This window comes from Candidatus Symbiopectobacterium sp. NZEC151 (assembly GCF_025962655.1).
Taxonomy (GTDB): Bacteria; Pseudomonadota; Gammaproteobacteria; order Enterobacterales; family Enterobacteriaceae; genus Symbiopectobacterium.
The window spans coordinates 162,592-180,026 of record NZ_JAGFPE010000006.1 but is presented as its reverse complement, the minus strand read 5'-3'; the positions used below and the strand labels follow the sequence as shown (position 1 = coordinate 180,026).

The 17,435-nt window shown below is 58.2% G+C and carries 14 protein-coding genes and 1 riboswitch; of the genes, 13 read left to right on the top strand and 1 reads right to left on the bottom strand.

Annotation, left to right across the window (positions count from 1 at the left end; genetic code table 11):
- Positions 1-617: 617 nt before the first annotated feature.
- From dppA to atzF, 13 genes are all read left to right on the top strand, one after another.
- On the top strand, positions 618-2,225 hold the full coding sequence (gene dppA, locus J5067_RS17940; protein ID WP_264645228.1) for a dipeptide ABC transporter periplasmic-binding protein DppA: 1,608 nt from the start codon (positions 618-620) through the stop codon (positions 2,223-2,225).
- Positions 2,226-2,382: 157 nt separating this feature from the next.
- Entirely contained in the window at positions 2,383-3,402 is a 1,020-nt protein-coding gene (gene dppB, locus J5067_RS17935) for a dipeptide ABC transporter permease DppB (RefSeq protein ID WP_264645227.1), read from the top strand.
- Positions 3,403-3,416: 14 nt separating this feature from the next.
- A complete protein-coding gene (gene dppC / locus J5067_RS17930) occupies positions 3,417-4,319 on the top strand; it encodes a dipeptide ABC transporter permease DppC (protein ID WP_264645226.1) in 903 nt (300 codons plus the stop codon).
- A gap of 13 nt (positions 4,320-4,332) precedes the next feature.
- Positions 4,333-5,313, top strand: coding sequence for a dipeptide ABC transporter ATP-binding protein (gene dppD / locus J5067_RS17925; protein WP_264645225.1), 981 nt, complete (start codon positions 4,333-4,335; stop codon positions 5,311-5,313).
- Positions 5,310-6,317: a dipeptide ABC transporter ATP-binding subunit DppF gene (gene dppF, locus J5067_RS17920; RefSeq protein WP_264651685.1), complete on the top strand. Its 1,008-nt coding sequence runs from the start codon at positions 5,310-5,312 to the stop codon at positions 6,315-6,317. The genes dppD and dppF overlap by 4 nt, the downstream gene beginning before the upstream one ends.
- Before the next feature lie 191 nt (positions 6,318-6,508).
- A riboswitch (guanidine-I (ykkC/yxkD leader) is annotated at positions 6,509-6,609 on the top strand.
- A 60-nt stretch (positions 6,610-6,669) separates the two neighbouring features.
- Complete coding sequence (locus J5067_RS17915; protein ID WP_264651684.1) at positions 6,670-7,722, top strand: putative urea ABC transporter substrate-binding protein; 1,053 nt, start codon at positions 6,670-6,672, stop codon at positions 7,720-7,722.
- A gap of 27 nt (positions 7,723-7,749) precedes the next feature.
- On the top strand, positions 7,750-8,568 hold the full coding sequence (locus J5067_RS17910; RefSeq protein WP_264627697.1) for an ABC transporter permease: 819 nt from the start codon (positions 7,750-7,752) through the stop codon (positions 8,566-8,568).
- Entirely contained in the window at positions 8,565-9,347 is a 783-nt protein-coding gene (locus J5067_RS17905; protein WP_264627698.1) for an ABC transporter ATP-binding protein, read from the top strand. The genes J5067_RS17910 and J5067_RS17905 overlap by 4 nt, the downstream gene beginning before the upstream one ends.
- Positions 9,344-10,081 (top strand): urea amidolyase associated protein UAAP1, encoded by a 738-nt coding sequence (locus J5067_RS17900; RefSeq protein WP_264651683.1) that lies wholly within the window; start codon positions 9,344-9,346, stop codon positions 10,079-10,081. Before J5067_RS17905 ends, J5067_RS17900 begins: the two co-directional genes overlap by 4 nt.
- Positions 10,078-10,713 carry an urea amidolyase associated protein UAAP2 gene (locus tag J5067_RS17895; RefSeq protein WP_264651682.1) on the top strand — a complete coding sequence of 212 codons (636 nt, stop codon included), beginning with the start codon at positions 10,078-10,080 and terminating at the stop codon, positions 10,711-10,713. Before J5067_RS17900 ends, J5067_RS17895 begins: the two co-directional genes overlap by 4 nt.
- A complete protein-coding gene (locus J5067_RS17890) occupies positions 10,704-10,847 on the top strand; it encodes a hypothetical protein (RefSeq protein WP_264627701.1) in 144 nt (47 codons plus the stop codon). The genes J5067_RS17895 and J5067_RS17890 overlap by 10 nt, the downstream gene beginning before the upstream one ends.
- A gap of 111 nt (positions 10,848-10,958) precedes the next feature.
- Positions 10,959-14,558 carry an urea carboxylase gene (gene uca, locus J5067_RS17885; RefSeq protein WP_264651681.1) on the top strand — a complete coding sequence of 1,200 codons (3,600 nt, stop codon included), beginning with the start codon at positions 10,959-10,961 and terminating at the stop codon, positions 14,556-14,558.
- A 5-nt stretch (positions 14,559-14,563) separates the two neighbouring features.
- Positions 14,564-16,375 (top strand): allophanate hydrolase, encoded by a 1,812-nt coding sequence (atzF, locus tag J5067_RS17880; RefSeq protein ID WP_264651680.1) that lies wholly within the window; start codon positions 14,564-14,566, stop codon positions 16,373-16,375.
- 32 nt (positions 16,376-16,407) lie between these two features.
- Here the strand turns inward: atzF and J5067_RS17875 are convergent, their stop codons facing one another.
- A complete protein-coding gene (locus J5067_RS17875) occupies positions 16,408-17,202 on the bottom strand; it encodes an SDR family NAD(P)-dependent oxidoreductase (protein ID WP_264645215.1) in 795 nt (264 codons plus the stop codon).
- Positions 17,203-17,435 lie beyond the last annotated feature (233 nt).

Sequence of the window (17,435 nt, the reverse complement as noted above, 5' to 3'; positions counted from 1 at the left end):
GCCCAGGATCTATCGTGAGAAGTTTTTTCATGTAGCGTAACTAGTTAGCGCCAGGCTAATGATGTCTGTGATGGTTATCACTAATCCTTATGTTATTTAGGAATTTTTACCTGACATTAACGTTTTTAACAAGCGTTGTTGCTCATTGATTCATCATTCGACATAAGATATTTCATGTTTTTTTTATGGTGATAATTTCTGCTTTAACAAAAATTTAAAGATTTTTATCTGGTGTTGTGATTGTATTTTGTAATTTTGTTTGAGTTTTTTTATAATCTTGCAGATTGTATGCTATTTTTGAAGATGTGGCGATTTTGTAAATCCACACCCATTATATTGACGTTAGGGTGATCTGTTGCCACATTGACGGGGTTGGAAGGGGGGACAACGGATTGTCAGGCTAATGCCGGGTTCGCAAACCTATCCGCAGGCCACTCTCATATACTGCCTCGTCTCCCTCCTTATTAAGTGAATTTTGTATCCAAAAAAGTACAGACCACAGCCACCACATGACGCGCTGCGTCGATGCTGATGAGAACGGCCTCTTGTCGGCGGCGAGTAAAAATATCCTGGTCTGACTTTCATCAACACACAACATCCACAATGGAGTACACGTAATGGAAAAATCCTTGGCAAAATCAAGGGTGCTCAAAATCGGGCTCGGCTTGCTGGCCATGTCTGTGGCAGCCGGTCTCCAGGCAAAAACCCTGGTCTATTGCTCCGAAGGTTCTCCTGAAGGTTTTAACCCGCAACTGTTTACGTCTGGCACCACCTTTGATGCCAGTTCGATTCCTATCTATAACCGTCTGGTTGAATTCAAAAGCGGCACGACCGAAATTGAAGCGGGCCTGGCGGAAAAATGGGACATCAGCGAAGATGGCAAAACCTATACCTTCCATCTGCGCAAAGGCGTGAAGTGGCAAGACGGTAAAGACTTCAAGCCGACGCGTGAATTCAATGCGGATGACGTGCTGTTCTCCTTCCTGCGTCAGCAAGATGCTAACCACCCGTATCATAAAGTGTCTGGTGGCAGCTACGAATACTATCAAGGCATGGGCATGCCGGAGCTGATCAGCAAAATCGAAAAAGTGGACGATTACACCGTTCGTTTCGTGCTGACCCGTCCGGAAGCGCCGTTCCTGGCCGACCTGGCGATGGACTTTGCGTCGATTATGTCCGCAGAGTACGGTGCCAACATGCTTAAAGCAGGCACCCCAGAGAAGATCGACCTGAACCCGATCGGTACCGGTCCGTTCCAGTTGCAGCAGTACCAGAAAGACTCCCGTATTCTCTACAAAGCGTTTGATGGCTTCTGGGGCAAGAAACCGGGCATCGATCGCCTGGTGTTCTCCATCACGCCGGATGCGTCCGTGCGTTATGCCAAGCTGCAAAAAGATGAGTGCCAGATCATGCCGTATCCGAACCCAGCCGATCTGTCCCGCATGAAAGAAGATAAAAATATCACGCTGCTGGAAAAACCCGGCTTGAACGTGGGTTACCTCTCTTTCAACGTGCAGAAAAAACCGCTGGATAACGTCAAAGTGCGTCAGGCACTGACCTACGCGGTAAACAAAGATGCCATCATTGATGCGGTGTATCAGGGCGCGGGCCAGGCGGCCAAGAACCTGATTCCGCCGACCATGTGGGGCTTTAATGACGACGTGAAGGATTACTCCTACGATCCGGAAAAAGCCAAGGCGTTGCTGAAAGAAGCGGGCATGGCTGAAGGTTTCACCGTGGATCTGTGGGCGATGCCGGTTCAACGTCCTTACAACCCCAACGCACGCCGTATGGCGGAAATGATCCAGTCTGACTGGGCCAAAGTCGGCGTGAAAGCCAAGATTGTCACCTACGAATGGGGCGAGTACCTGAAACGCGCCAAAGCGGGTGAACATCAGACAGTGCTGATGGGATGGACCGGCGATAATGGGGATCCGGATAACTTCTTCGCAACCCTGTTCAGCTGTGACGCGGCAGAAAAAGGCTCTAACTACTCCAAATGGTGCTACAAGCCGTTTGAAGACTTGATTCAGCCTGCGCGCGAAACGTCCGATCACCAGAAACGTATTGATCTGTACAAACAGTCACAGGTTGTGATGCACGATCAGGCACCTGCGCTGATTGTTGCTCACTCCACGGTCTATGAGCCTATCCGTAAGAACGTGAAGGGTTATGTGATCGAGCCGCGTGGCGTACACAGCTTCAATAACGTGACCCTGGATTAATTCAGCCTGCCATTTCATGGGCACCCTGGCCCTGCCCTGAACGTACCGTTGGTGCGTTTGGGGCGGGGCTTTGGTGCCCGTAAAAATCGAGCTGTGAGCATTGATAAGCCTGTCAGCCTATGAGCCGTCAGGCACTTATATACAGAGAGTTCGGGATATGTTTCAGTTCATACTCCGGCGTTTGGGGCTGGTTATCCCAACGTTTATTGGTATTACCCTACTGACGTTTGCCTTTGTGCACATGATCCCCGGAGACCCGGTGATGATTATGGCAGGCGAACGCGGCCTTTCTCCCGAGCGCCATGCGCAGCTGCTGGCTGAGCTGGGGCTTGATAAGCCGCTATGGCAGCAATATGTCACCTATATCCAAGGTGTGCTGCACGGCGATCTGGGTATTTCCCTCAAGAGCCGCATCCCGGTGTGGGATGAGTTTGTGCCGCGCTTCAAGGCCACCCTGGAGTTGGGTGTCTGTGCGATGATTTTTGCCGTGGCTGTTGGTATTCCGGTTGGCGTGCTGGCGGCGGTGAAACGCGGTTCCATTTTCGATCACACCTCAGTCAGCGTGGCCCTGGCGGGTTACTCCATGCCGATTTTCTGGTGGGGCATGATGTTGATCATGCTGGTGTCGGTCAACCTCAATCTGACGCCCGTCTCGGGCCGTATCAGCGATACGGTGTTTCTCGACGACAGCCTACCGCTGACCGGCTTTATGCTGATCGATACCCTGGTATTTGGTGAATCAGGCGAGTTTGTCGATGCCGTGATGCACATGATTCTGCCTGCGATTGTGCTCGGCACCATCCCGCTGGCGGTGATCGTGCGGATGACTCGCTCCGCCATGCTGGAAGTGCTGGGTGAGGATTATATCCGTACCGCGCGCGCCAAAGGGCTAAGTCGCCTGCGTGTCATCGTGGTGCATGCGCTGCGCAACGCCATGTTGCCGGTGGTCACCGTGATTGGCCTTCAGGTGGGAACGATGCTGGCAGGGGCCATTCTGACCGAAACCATCTTCTCCTGGCCGGGGCTGGGGCGCTGGCTGATTGATGCCCTGCAACGCCGCGACTATCCGGTGGTGCAAGGGGGCGTGCTGCTGGTGGCGACCATGATCATTCTGGTCAACCTGCTGGTCGATCTGTTGTATGGCGTGGTGAATCCGCGCATTCGACACAAGAAATAAGGGGAGAGGCGAAGATGACTCAAGTCACTGAACCGGCTGTTAACAATGCGCCCGTGCCGATGACCCCGTTACAGGAATTCTGGCATTACTTTAAACGTAACAAAGGTGCCGTCGTGGGCCTGGTGTACGTCACGCTGATGTTTATTATCGCCATCGGTGCCAACGTGCTGGCACCGCATGCGCCCGCCGAGCAGTTCCGCGATGCGCTGCTGCGTCCGCCAGTGTGGCAGGAAGGCGGTAGCTGGCAGTTTATTCTGGGTACCGACGATGTGGGCCGCGATATTCTTTCGCGCCTGATGTACGGTGCACGCCTGTCGCTGCTGGTCGGCTGTCTGGTGGTGGTGCTGTCGCTGATTATGGGCGTGGTGCTCGGGCTGATGGCGGGCTACTTTGGCGGCATGGTCGACACCCTCATCATGCGCGTGGTGGATATCATGCTGGCACTGCCCAGCCTGTTGCTGGCGTTGGTGCTGGTGGCGGTATTCGGGCCGTCCATCGTCAATGCCTCGCTGGCGCTGACCTTCGTGGCGCTGCCGCACTATGTGCGCCTGACGCGCGCGGCGGTGCTGGTCGAGGTCAACCGCGATTATGTTACTGCTTCCCGCGTGGCGGGGGCTGGCGCGATGCGTCAAATGTTCATCAATATCTTCCCCAACTGTCTGGCACCGCTCATTGTGCAGGCGTCGTTGGGCTTCTCCAACGCCATCCTCGACATGGCCGCATTGGGTTTCCTCGGTATGGGCGCACAGCCGCCAACGCCGGAGTGGGGCACCATGCTGGCCGACGTGTTGCAGTTTGCGCAAAGTGCCTGGTGGGTTGTGACCTTCCCCGGCCTTTCGATCCTGCTCGCGGTGTTGGCGTTTAACTTGATGGGGGACGGCTTGCGTGACGCTCTCGACCCCAAACTCAAGCAGTGATCCGGGGGAAGAGATGGCATTACTCAATGTAGAAAAGCTGTCGGTGCATTTTGGCGAAGGGAATAACCCGTTCCGCGCCGTTGACCGCATCAGTTACCAAGTAGAACAAGGGCAGGTGGTCGGCATTGTCGGCGAATCCGGCTCCGGTAAATCGGTCAGTTCGCTGGCTATCATGGGGTTGATTGATTTCCCCGGCAAGGTGATGGCCGACAGGCTGGAATTCAACCAGCGCGATCTGAAAAGCATTTCGGAAAAAGAGCGGCGTCAGTTGGTCGGCTCCGAAGTGGCGATGATTTTTCAGGACCCGATGACCAGCCTTAACCCCTGCTACACCGTGGGCTACCAGATTATGGAAGCCATCAAGGTGCATCAGGGCGGTAATCGCAAAACGCGCTATCAGCGTGCTATCGATCTGCTGACGCAGGTGGGCATTCCCGATCCGGCTTCGCGGCTGGATGTCTATCCGCACCAACTGTCAGGTGGGATGAGCCAACGCGTGATGATCGCGATGGCGATTGCCTGTCGGCCCAAACTGCTGATTGCCGATGAGCCGACCACGGCACTGGACGTGACCATTCAGGCGCAGATCATCGAACTGCTGCTGGAATTGCAGCAGCGGGAAAACATGGCGCTGATCCTGATTACCCACGATCTGGCGCTGGTGGCGGAAGCGGCACACCACATTATCGTGATGTATGCCGGTCAGGTGGTGGAATCCGGCAAAGCGGCGGATATTTTCCATGCGCCGCGCCACCCGTATACCCAGGCGTTGCTGCGTGCGTTGCCTGAATTTGCGGTCGATAAAGCACGCCTTGCCTCGCTGCCGGGCGTAGTGCCGGGCAAATATGACCGACCGTTGGGCTGCTTGCTTAACCCGCGCTGCCCTTACGCCAGTGCGCGTTGCCGTGAAGCAGAGCCCGAATTGCGTGACATTCCGGGCCGTCAGGTGAAATGTCATACACCGCTCGATGATGAGGGGAGGCCCGTCGCATGAGCCAGAGCATGAATGCCGCCGGGCAGCATTACCTGTTGCAGGCGATTGATTTAAAGAAACACTACCCGGTTAAAAAGGGGTTCTTTGCCCCCGAGCGAGCGGTGAAAGCGCTGGATGGCGTCTCCTTCACGTTGGAGCGTGGCAAAACGCTGGCGGTAGTGGGGGAATCGGGTTGCGGAAAATCGACCCTTGGCCGATTGCTGACCATGATCGAAACCCCGTCCGAGGGCGAGCTTTACTATCAGGGGCAAGATCTGCTGAAGCCGGATCCGGCCGCGCAAAAGTTGCGTCGTCAGAAGATCCAGATCGTGTTCCAGAATCCTTACGGATCGCTCAACCCGCGCAAGAAGGTAGGGCAGATCCTGGAAGAGCCGCTGCTGATCAACACTGAGCTGTCAAAGGCAGAACGTCGCGAAAAAGCACTGTCGATGATGGCGAAAGTCGGCCTGAAAACCGAGCATTACGACCGCTATCCGCACATGTTCTCCGGCGGCCAGCGTCAGCGTATCGCCATTGCGCGTGGCCTGATGTTAGACCCGGATGTGGTGATTGCCGATGAACCGGTATCGGCGCTGGACGTGTCGGTGCGCGCACAGGTGCTGAACCTGATGATGGACCTGCAACAAGAGCTGGGTTTGTCTTACGTGTTCATTTCCCATGATCTGTCAGTGGTTGAGCATATTGCCGACGAAGTGATGGTGATGTATCTGGGCCGCTGCGTCGAGAAGGGCAGCAAGGAGGCGATTTTCAACAACCCGCGCCACCCTTATACCCAGGCGCTGTTGTCAGCGACGCCGCGCCTGAACCCGGCGTTGCGCCGCGAACGTATCAAGCTGATTGGGGAACTGCCCAGCCCGCTCAATCCGCCGCCGGGCTGTGCGTTTAACGCGCGCTGCCAGCATCGTTTTGATACCTGCGTCCAGTTCCAGCCCACGTTAAAAGCCTACGGCGACCAACTGATTGCCTGTTTTGCCGTCGACAGAGATGAAGCCGGTTCTGTTTAAGTAAAAAAACGGGTGCACCGACGGGAAGAGACTCCCCATGTCGGTGCACCTGAAACCACGTTGCACCGCTACGGCGCGCCATCACCTTCCTCCTTTTCTTCCATATCCTTTTATTTCAATGAGTTAATTTTGGCATGGCGATTGCTTTTGTGACTGCGTAGGGCAGCACAGAACTGACAGGCTGTGTGCGCTAAATGGCTGGCTAGGGTTCCGGTCCACTGCGGTGGATGCTGGTCCGAGAGCTGGCGACCTCCAGGTCGGGGTTACACGGCGGGATAAAAGCCCGGGAGACAGCAAGCCAATAGGCATTCTGCTGCTCCTGCACCCCGAAACCAGACTGGAGACCTTCCCCATGAAAATGACCCGTCCGCTTGGACTCGTTGTCGCGTGCGTGCTCGCACTCTCGAGTTTTTTCACACACGCGGAATCCCGCAAAAGTTTCAATGTGTGCTGGACCCTCTATGCGGGCTGGATGCCGTGGGGCTATACCAGCACCAGCGGCATCATCGATAAATGGGCCAAAAAGTACGGCATCGAGATCAAGGTGACGCAGCTTAACGACTATGTCGAATCCATCAATCAATATACCGCCGGCCAGTTTGATGGCTGCACCATGACCAACATGGATGCGCTCACCATCCCGGCGGCCGGTGGCGTGGATACCACGGTACTACTGCCGGGCAGTTTCTCCGAAGGCAATGACGGCGTGGTGGTGAAAGGCAAAGGGAAAACCCTGGCCGACCTGAAAGGCATGAGCATTAACCTGCCGGAACTGTCGGTTTCTCACTATCTGTTGATTCGCGGTCTGGAACATGCCGGGCTGGCAGAAAAGGACGTGCGCATCGTCAATACCTCTGATGCGGATATCGTTGCCGCGTTTTCCACCTCCGGCGTGAAGGCGGCTGTCGCCTGGAACCCGCAACTCTCGGCCATCAACGCCGTTCCCGATACCACCGAAGTATTCAGCTCCCGCGAAATCCCCGGTGAAATTATCGATCTGATGGTGGTTAACACCCAGACGCTGAAAGATAACCCGGCGCTGGGCAACGCCTTGACCGGTGCCTGGTTTGAAATCATGGGGCTGATGAAAGCGGGTGACACCGCCGCGCTCACGGCCATGGCGCAGGCGTCAGGCACCGACCTGCCGGGCTATCAAAAGCAACTGGCAACCACGCACCTGTTTCACACCCCGCAGCAGATGCTGACCTTCTTCACCAGCAGTGACTTGCCGAAAACCATGCAGCGCGTCGCGCAGTTCTCCTTTGATAAAGGCTTGCTGGGCGAAGGCGCACGCAGCGCGGATGCGGTCGGTATCGCGTTTCCCGGTGGCGTGGTGGTCGGCAACCCGAGCAACATCAAACTGCGTTTTGACGATGCTTATGTTCAACAGGCTTTGCTGCCATAACGCGATGTACGCCAGGGGAGAAACCGGATGCGTTTGATTAATCGTCACCCGCAGCGCGGCGGTCGGATTGTCTTGATGTTGCTGCCGTTTATTCTGCTGCTGGCCGCCTATTTCATGGGGTCGGCGCTGCGTTTAGCGGAAAACCCCGGCGACAAGCTGTTGCCCAGTGGCTACCAAATGGTCGAGGCGATAGAACGCGTTGCCTTTACGGCGGACAAACGCAGCGGTGACTATCTGCTGTGGAGCGATACCGCAGCCAGCATGACGCGGCTCGCTCTTGGGCTGGGCATTGCCGCGTTGCTGGGGCTCTGTGTCGGGATGGCAACCGGTATTTTTCCGCTGTTCAACGCCACGTTCTCACCGCTGATGACCGTGCTGTCGATGGTGCCGCCGCTGGCTATCCTGCCCATCCTGTTCATTGTGTTTGGTTTGGATGAGCTGTCGAAGGTGATGCTGATCGTGATTGGCATTACGCCGATTCTGGCGCGCGATCTGGAGCAGCGTGCGCGCGAGATCCCGGTCGAATTACTGATCAAGGCACAAACGCTGGGGGCAAACAGCTGGACGCTGCTGTTGCGCGTGGTGCTGCCGCAATTGCTGTCGCGTCTGTTGGTGTCGCTGCGGTTGATGATCGGCTCTGCCTGGCTGTTCCTGATTTCGGCTGAGGCTATCTCTGCTACGGCAGGTCTGGGCTACCGTATTTTTCTGGTGCGGCGCTATCTGGCGATGGATGTGATTCTGCCCTATGTGGTGTGGATTACGCTGCTGGCATGGCTGATGGACTATGCCCTGCGCTACCTGAATCGACGCTGCTTCCCGTGGTCGGTGGAAGGGGGGCGCGCATGAGCTATATCCAAATCGTTAACCTGTGGCAAACCTACGGCGACCACGTGGTGTTGGAACGGCTCAACCTGACCATTACGCAGGGTGAGTTTTGTACGCTGGTGGGCGCTTCCGGCTGCGGCAAATCCACCTTTTTACGCTTACTGCTGGGGCAGGAGGCACCGAGTCGCGGCAGTCTGTTGTTGGAAGGAAAGCCGTTGGCGCAAGAACCGGACATTACGCGCGGCGTGGTGTTCCAGCGCTACTCGGTGTTTCCGCACCTGTGTGTGCTGGATAACGTTGCCATCGGTCTTGAGCTGCGCGATGCGCGCTTCCTTGGCCGTTTCTTTGGTCGCCGCAAACGTGAGGCGCGTGAGGCCGCCGCGCAGATGCTGCACCGCGTCGGGCTGGGCCATGCGCTGGATCGCTATCCGGGGCAGCTCTCCGGCGGCATGCAACAGCGGCTGGCGATTGCGCAGGCGTTTATCATGCAGCCGCGTATCCTGCTGCTGGATGAACCCTTTGGCGCGCTGGATCCCGGTATCCGCAAGGATATGCACGCGCTGCTGCTGGAGTTGTGGCGTGAAACCGGGCTGACGGTGTTTATGGTGACGCACGATCTCTCTGAGGGTTTCAGCCTCGGCACTCGCCTGTTGGTATTTGACAAGGTGCGGAACGACCCGCAAGCCCCTAACGCCTACGGCGCACGCATTACCTACGACATTCCCCTGAATTCTGAGCGACTGACGCCCGTCTCTGCGACGGTGGCGTCCGCGCTTTTCCCTGATAAGGACATAGCATGACGTCGATAACCACTGCCGCGTTATACCAGGAAACGGTGCCTGGCGGCGGGCATACCTCTTTTGTTCTGCCGCGCGGTCAGCAACTGCGCATCACCGATTTGCAAGGCGACGCGAATGTCAGCTTGCTGCTGTTCAACGCCACCGCGCATAGCGAACGGCTGAACTTGCCCGATACCTTTAAGGGGCAGCACACCGCCAAGCTGACGGCGGGTCACTGTCTCTATTCCGATATGGGACGGGTGCTGGCGGCGATCACCGAAGACACCTGTGGCTGGCACGATGGCCTGGGCGGCGTGCTGAACGCCGCTGAGGTCAACGAAAAATACGGTCAGGGTCGCTATCAGGAGCAGCGTAATGGGTTTTACCGCAATGGCGCAGATAACCTGCTGGTGGAAATGGGCAAATGGAATCTCGGGCTGGAAGACCTGCTGATGGTGCTCAACCTGTTCAGCAAAGTGACGGTGGATGCCAACGGCGCGTTTGCTTTCCAGCCGCACAATAGCCGAGCGGGGGATTACCTCGAACTCTATGCCCCGATGGATACGCTGGTGGTGCTTACCGCGCTGCAACATCCACTCGATCCCCATCCACACTACGCACCCAAGCCGGTTGAACTGAGTTGGTATCACATCGGTGACGATGCCATCGCGCAGGTGTGCCGTCAGGCGTGCGCGGAGAATACGCGCGCGTTTCATAACACCGATCGTTTATTTCTTCAGGGAGCCGCACGATGAACATGACCGCCAGCCAGAAACACCCGGAGCAGGCGCTGTGGCGTCATACTATCCCTGCGGGCGAACCCTATGTGTGTGATGTTAAACAGGGGCAAACCTTGCGCCTGTTGGATCTGCAAGGCAATCAGGCGGTCGATACGCTGTTCTATGCCGCCGCCAATCTGCGTGAACGCTACGACGCGCAGCGCACGCTGCGTCGCCAGAATAACCTTTATCTCACCACCGGCAGCGTACTTTACTCCAATCTGGGCAACCCACTGCTGACGATTGTTGCCGATACCTGTGGACGTCATGACACGCTGGGCGGGGCCTGCGCGCAGGAGAGCAATACGGTGCGCTATGGCGTGGAGACGCGCTATATGCACAGTTGCCGCGACAACTTTTTGTGCGCCTGCGGGCACGATGGCCGCCTCTCCAAACGTGATATCGCTGCCAACATCAACTTTTTTATGAATGTACCCGCGACACCGGCGGGGGGATTGACGTTTGAGGACGGCATTTCCGCACCGGGTAAATATGTGGAACTGCGCGCGGAAACCGATGTGGTGGTGCTGATATCCAACTGCCCTCAGTTAAACAACCCCTGTAACGGCTGGGATCCTACGCCGGTCGAGGTGCTGGTATGGGCGTGATACGGCGCAGTGTCATGGTGATGGTAGACGGTGTGGCCCGATTGGTGACGGCACGGGCATGCCACTACGCGGCACGCTTGCCGGTAGATACATCGACAAGTGAACAGCAATACAAACGTTTTTTTATCGCATAAATCAGCGCATTGCATACCTTCAACAAGGCGTAACTGATTTATGCCCGCCATGGACGACCATGGTGCCACGTTTCATGGCGGGACGGCCCGCCATTGCCGAGAGTATCTCACATGTTTAACAAGGTCTTAATCGCCAACCGTGGAGCGATCGCCTGTCGTATTCAACGCACGCTGCGCGAACTTGCGGTGGGCAATGTGGCGGTGTACGCCGACGCGGACAGTGCCAGCCTGCATGTGCAGCATGCCGATATTGCCGTGTTATTGGGTGAGGGTCCGGCGACGCACACCTATCTGGCAGTCGATAAAATACTGCGTGCCGCGCGTCAAAGCGGTGCCGAGGCTATTCATCCCGGCTACGGTTTTCTGTCGGAAAATGCCGCGTTTGCCCAAGCCTGTGAGCGGGAAGGGTTCGCGTTTATCGGGCCGACGCCCGAACAACTGCGTCTGTTCGGCCTGAAGCATACGGCACGGGCATTGGCGAAGGAGCGCGGGCTGCCACTGCTGGAAGGTTCTGCGCTGCTGGCGGATATCGATGAGGCGCTGTCTGCCGCACAGGCGGTGGGCTATCCGGTGATGCTGAAAAGCACCGCGGGCGGTGGCGGTATCGGCATGCGCGTGTGTCACGGCGAGGCGGAATTACGCGATGCCTACGACAGCGTGCGGCGTCTTGGGCAGAACAACTTCGGCGATGCCGGGGTGTTTGTCGAAAAATACATTGCGCGCGCGCGTCATCTGGAAGTGCAGTTGTTCGGCGATGGATGCGGCGACGTGCTGGCGTTGGGCGTGCGCGATTGCTCGGTTCAACGGCGTAATCAAAAAGTGCTGGAGGAAACGCCCGCACCCCATCTCCCCGAAGGCATGGAGGCCGAACTGTGCGCGGCTGCCATTCGTCTGGCGCAGGCGGTCAATTATCGCAGTGCCGGAACGGTGGAGTTTGTGTATGACAACGACGCACAGCGTTTCTATTTCCTCGAGGTAAACACCCGCTTACAAGTGGAACACGGCGTGACAGAGCAGGTCTGGGGCGTCGATCTGGTGCGCTGGATGGTACAACTGGCGGCGGGCGATTTACCGCCGCTGGCAACCTTGGCGCGCACGCTGCAACCGCGTGGGCACGCGATTCAGGCACGCCTCTATGCCGAAGATCCCGGTCGTGATTTTCAGCCCTGTCCGGGGTTGCTGACGGCGGTGGCCTTTCCGTCCACGCCGGATAACGCGTTGCGTATCGATACCTGGATTGAGAGCGGCTGTGAAATACCGCCCTATTTTGACCCGATGCTGGCGAAAGTGATTGGCTGGGGCGAAACGCGCGACGCGGCGCGGGCAACGCTTGATGGCGCACTGGCGCAAACGACGCTGTACGGCGTGGAAACCAACCGGGGCTACCTGCGCCAGATTCTGGCCGATGCGCCCTTTGCGTCGGGCAACCCGTGGACGCGCTGTCTGGAAGGGTTGGCCTATCAGGCTACCACGGTGGAGGTGCTGAGTGCCGGGACGCAAACCAGCGTGCAGGACTATCCAGGCCGTTTGGGCTACTGGGCGGTAGGCATCCCGCCTTCCGGCCCGATGGACGATCGCGCGCTGCGCCTTGGCAATCAGTTGCTGGGCAATGCGACAGACGCGGCAGCGCTGGAGGTGACCATGACCGGTCCGGCGCTGCGTTTCAATTGCGATGCGGTCGCCGTGGTGACGGGGGCTGCGTTGCCGGTTACTCTCGATGGCGTTGAGCAACCGATGCACGCGCTGTTGTTTATTCCGGCCGGAGCAACCTTGACGCTGGGCTCCATCGCGGGCGCCGGCGCGCGCAGTTATCTCTGTCTGCGCGGCGGCATTCAGGTGCCGGATTATCTGGGCAGCAAAAGCACCTTCACGCTTGGGCAGTTCGGTGGGCACGGGGGACGTGCGCTGCGTGGCGGCGATGTGCTGCACCTTGAGGCGCTTCAAGACCGCAGCGCGGATGCCCGTTTGTCGCCGGATGTGTTGCCTGACTTAGCGCCGGTGCGTACCTTGCGGGTGATCTATGGGCCGCACGGCGCGCCGGAGTATTTTACGCCGCAAGATATCGACACCTTCTTCGCCACCGACTGGGAAGTGCATTTCAACTCCAGCCGCACCGGCGTGCGGCTGATTGGTCCGAAACCGTGCTGGGCGCGCGACAGCGGCGGTGAAGCGGGGCTGCATCCTTCCAATATTCACGATAACCCCTACGCCATCGGCGCCGTGGATTTTACCGGAGATATGCCGGTGATACTGGGACCGGATGGCCCGAGTCTGGGGGGCTTTGTCTGCCCGGTAACGGTGATCGAGGCGGATTTGTGGCAGATAGGCCAACTTAAAGCGGGCGACAAGGTGCGCTTTGTTCCGGTCTCTGTGAGCACCGCGCGTGCGCTGGTACAGGCGCGAACCACAGCGCTGATGCAGTTACAGCCTGAGGCGATTGAGTGGCAGCCCGAACCGTTGGCTTCTCCTATCGTACTGAATCAGGGAGAAGGCGCGCAGCGTTTGGTGGCGCGACTGAGCGGCGATACCAACCTGCTGCTGGAGTTTGGCGAGCCGGAGCTGGATCTGCGGTTACGCTTTCGCGGCCATGTGTTGATGCAGCGTTTGCAGGCCGCGCAGATCGCCGGGGTTATCGACCTGACGCCGGGCATTCGTTCGCTTCAGATTCACTACCAGCCCGAGCGCGTTTCACTGAGCACGCTGCTCACGCAGGTGCAACAAGACTGGCAGCAGGTCCTGGCGACGCAGGATTTACGGGTGCCTTCGCGTATCGTGTATCTGCCGATCTCCTGGGACGATCCCGCCTGCCAGACCGCCATCCAGAAATACATGACTACGGTGCGTAAAGACGCGCCCTGGTGCCCGAGCAATCTGGAATTTATCCGACGCATCAACGATCTGCCTGATATCGATGCGGTGTATGACACCGTGTTTAAGGCCAGTTATCTGGTAATGGGGCTGGGAGATGTGTATCTGGGCGCGCCGGTGGCGACGCCGCTCGATCCTCGTCATCGGCTGGTCACCACCAAATATAACCCGGCGCGCACCTGGACGGCGGAGAACTCGGTGGGGATTGGCGGGGCCTATCTGTGTGTTTACGGCATGGAAGGGCCGGGCGGTTACCAACTGATTGGGCGCACCTTGCAGATGTGGAACCGCTATCGTCAGATTGAGGCCTTCCACGGTAAACCCTGGCTGCTACGTTTCTTCGATCAGATTCGTTTTTATCCCGTCTCATCTGAAGAGCTGGCGCAAATTCGTCGGGATTTTCCGCTGGGGCGCTACCCGCTGCGGATAGAGCAGCATGAACTGGTGCTGGCGGATTATCAGGCCTTTCTGGAGCGGGAACACGACAGCATTGAGGCTTTTCGTCTACAGCAGCGCGCGGCCTTTAACGCTGAACGCGAACGTTGGATAGCGGCCGGGCTGGATCACTCGGAAACGGACGATGCCGTGGCGCACGCGCCGGAAAGGCAAGCGTTGCTGCCGGGGCAAACCGCGGTGGAAAGCCCGATAGCGGGGAATCTGTGGCAGGTACTGGTTGAGGCCGGGCAGCGCATCGCAGCAGGTGAGGTGCTGGTGGTGCTGGAATCGATGAAGATGGAGATTCCGGTAAAAGCGCCCTGTGACGGCGTAGTGCGGGTGCTGGATGTCCAGCCGGGCTCACCGGTGCGGGCAGGGCAGTGTTTGATGGTGATGGAGAAGGAGTAACCGTGATGCAAACTTCGTTCGATTTACGTCTGTCGACGCTGCGCGCCGCCTATCAGGCGGGAAAGTTAACGCCGCGCCAGCTGTGCCACCGGCTGCGCACACGTGCGCTGACGCTGAATGCTGATTATGCGCTTTATATTCATCTGTTTAGCGAAGCGGAGCTGGAGCCCTATCTCGCTGCATTGGACGGGAAATCGCCGGATGCGCTGCCGCTGTACGGCATTCCGTTCGCCATCAAAGACAACATTGATATTGCTGGCATCGCCACCACGGCGGCCTGCCCGGCCTTTGCCTATGTGCCAGAACGTAGCGCCACGCTGGTTGAACAACTGATTGCGCTGGGTGCGGTGCCGGTCGGCAAAACCAATCTCGATCAGTTCGCCACCGGGCTGAATGGCACCCGTTCACCCTACGGCGCGTGCCGCAACAGCGTCCATCCTGATTATCCGGCGGGAGGCTCCAGCGCAGGATCGGCGCTGGCGGTGGCACTCGGCGTTGCCAGCTTTGCGCTGGGCACCGATACCGCAGGCAGTGGCCGCGTGCCCGCCGCGCTCAATAATCTGGTGGGGCTGAAGGCCAGCAAAGGGCTGCTCTCGGCGGCAGGCGTGGTGCCTGCCTGTCGCACGCTGGACTGCGTGACGTTCTTCACCACCAGTGCGGAAGAGGCCAGTCAGCTGCTGTCGTTAACGGCCCGCTACGATGTGTTAGATGACTATTCCCGCCGTAATCCCCAGTGGAACAACGGTGCGGCCTTTGGTAAACCGCGCACGGGTTTTCGCTTTGGCGTGCCGCAACAGCTGGAATTTTTCGGCTGCGCGGAGAGCCCTGTGCTGTTCGCCGCCGCCAAAGCGCGCTTGATGGCTCTGGGTGGCGTTGCGGTTGAGATTGATTTCACGCCGTTTTTGGCCGCAGCGCGCTTGCTGTATGAAGGGCCGTGGGTGGCGGAACGCTATATCACGGCGCAAACGCTGTTGGAAACCGAGCCCGACGCCGTGTTGCCGGTGATTCGTAATGTGCTGGCCAGCGCGCCACACTACAGCGCGGCGGATACCTTCCGCGCGCAATACCGCGTGCAGCAGCTCAAAGCGCAATGTGACGCGATCGTGGACGGTCTGGACTGCGTATTGACGCCTGCCTACCCGAGAGCCGTGACGCTGGCGGAACTGGCCGAGGAGCCGGTGAAACGTAACAGCGATTTGGGCTATTACACTAACTTCATGAATATGCTGGATTATGCGGCAGTGGCGGTGCCCGCCGGGCAGATGCAAAACGGGCTGCCATGGGGCGTCACGCTGTTCGGTCGCGCCTTTACCGATCAGTACCTTCTGAGTCTGGCCGATGCTCTGCAACGCCAGCAGGGGGCCGCGTTGGTGGGCGGTGCCGGTTTAACCACCGCAGCCCCGGTGCGTGTAGCCACTCACGATTGCCAGCGGCTGGTAGTCTGTGGGGCGCACCTTTCCGGGCAGCCGCTCAATCACCAGCTTACTAACCGGGGAGGACGCTGTGTGCAATGCACGCAGAGCGCGCCGGATTATCGGCTGTATGCGTTGGCGGGCTGTCCGCCGCTGCGCCCCGGCATGGTCAGAGCCCGTGACGGCGGTGCGGCCATCGAGGTTGAAGTATGGGAATTGCCCAGTGCGGAAGTGGGGTCGTTTCTGGCGGGCATCCCGGCCCCATTGGGGTTAGGGCAGGTACAATTGGCCGATGGGCAGTGGTGCACCGGCTTTATCTGTACGGCAGAAGGTCTGGAAGGCGCTCGCGATATCACCGCGTTCGGCGGCTGGCGCGCCTTTCTGGCATCGTTGCATCAGGGATGATGAAAGGGCCAGGGACACCCCTGGCCCTTTCATCACAGAATATCGTCGACTACGCCGCCATCAACGCGCAGCGCCGCGCCCGAAGTGGCAGACGCCTGCTGCGAACAGATATAGACCACCATGTTGGCGACCTCTTCCACGCTGGCAGCGCGCTGGATAACCGAACTGGGGCGATGCGCCATCACGAATTCCCGCGCCAGTACCTCAAGGGATTTACCGGTGCGCGCCACGTCGTCTTGCATCATGGTGGCGAAGCCGTCGGAAATCGTAGGACCCGGCAGCACGCTGTTCACCGTCACGCCAGAGCCCGCGACCCGTTTTGCCAACCCGCGCGCCAGCGCCAACTGCGCCGTTTTCGATACGCCGTAGTGGATCATGTCGGCAGGGATGTTGCGCGCGGATTCGGAGGAGATAAACACCACCCGTCCCCACTGTTTCGCCACCATGCCCGGCAGGAAAGCGCGTGACAAGCGAACGCCCGACATCACGTTGGTTTGCCAGTAGTCTTCCCACACCGCATCATCGGTGTCATAGAAATCACGCGGACCATAAATACCGGCGTTATTCACCAGAATATCCACGAACGGCACCTGATCCAGCAGCGCCGTTACCCCTTCGGCACTGCCGAGATCGGCCACCGCACCGCGAAGACGAGCCTGCGGGAACTGCTGTTGCAAACGGGACAGCGCTGCGTCTACCGATGAACTGCTGCGGCCATTCACGATCACCTCGGCATGGCTTTCCGCCAACCCTGCTGCAATCGCATACCCAATGCCGCCGCTGGACGCGGTGACCAACGCCGTTTTTCCTGACAGATCAATATTCATACAGAAACCTTCCTCCGAGGAATGGACGCCGTGCCTTGCGCGGCGTTAGCGACGACCAAAACCTGGCCGCCAACCGGAAACCGTTCCCCATTGTAGGCCACTCTGTTTTCTTTTTTTATCCCCACGCAGGCGAAAGACCTTTGCTAAAACGTTGATAATCCCCCCCTCAGCCAGGGGGAAGGCGCTATAGTCATAAGATTCGCTTACTTGTGTTTTTGTGAGCGATGTTTCAT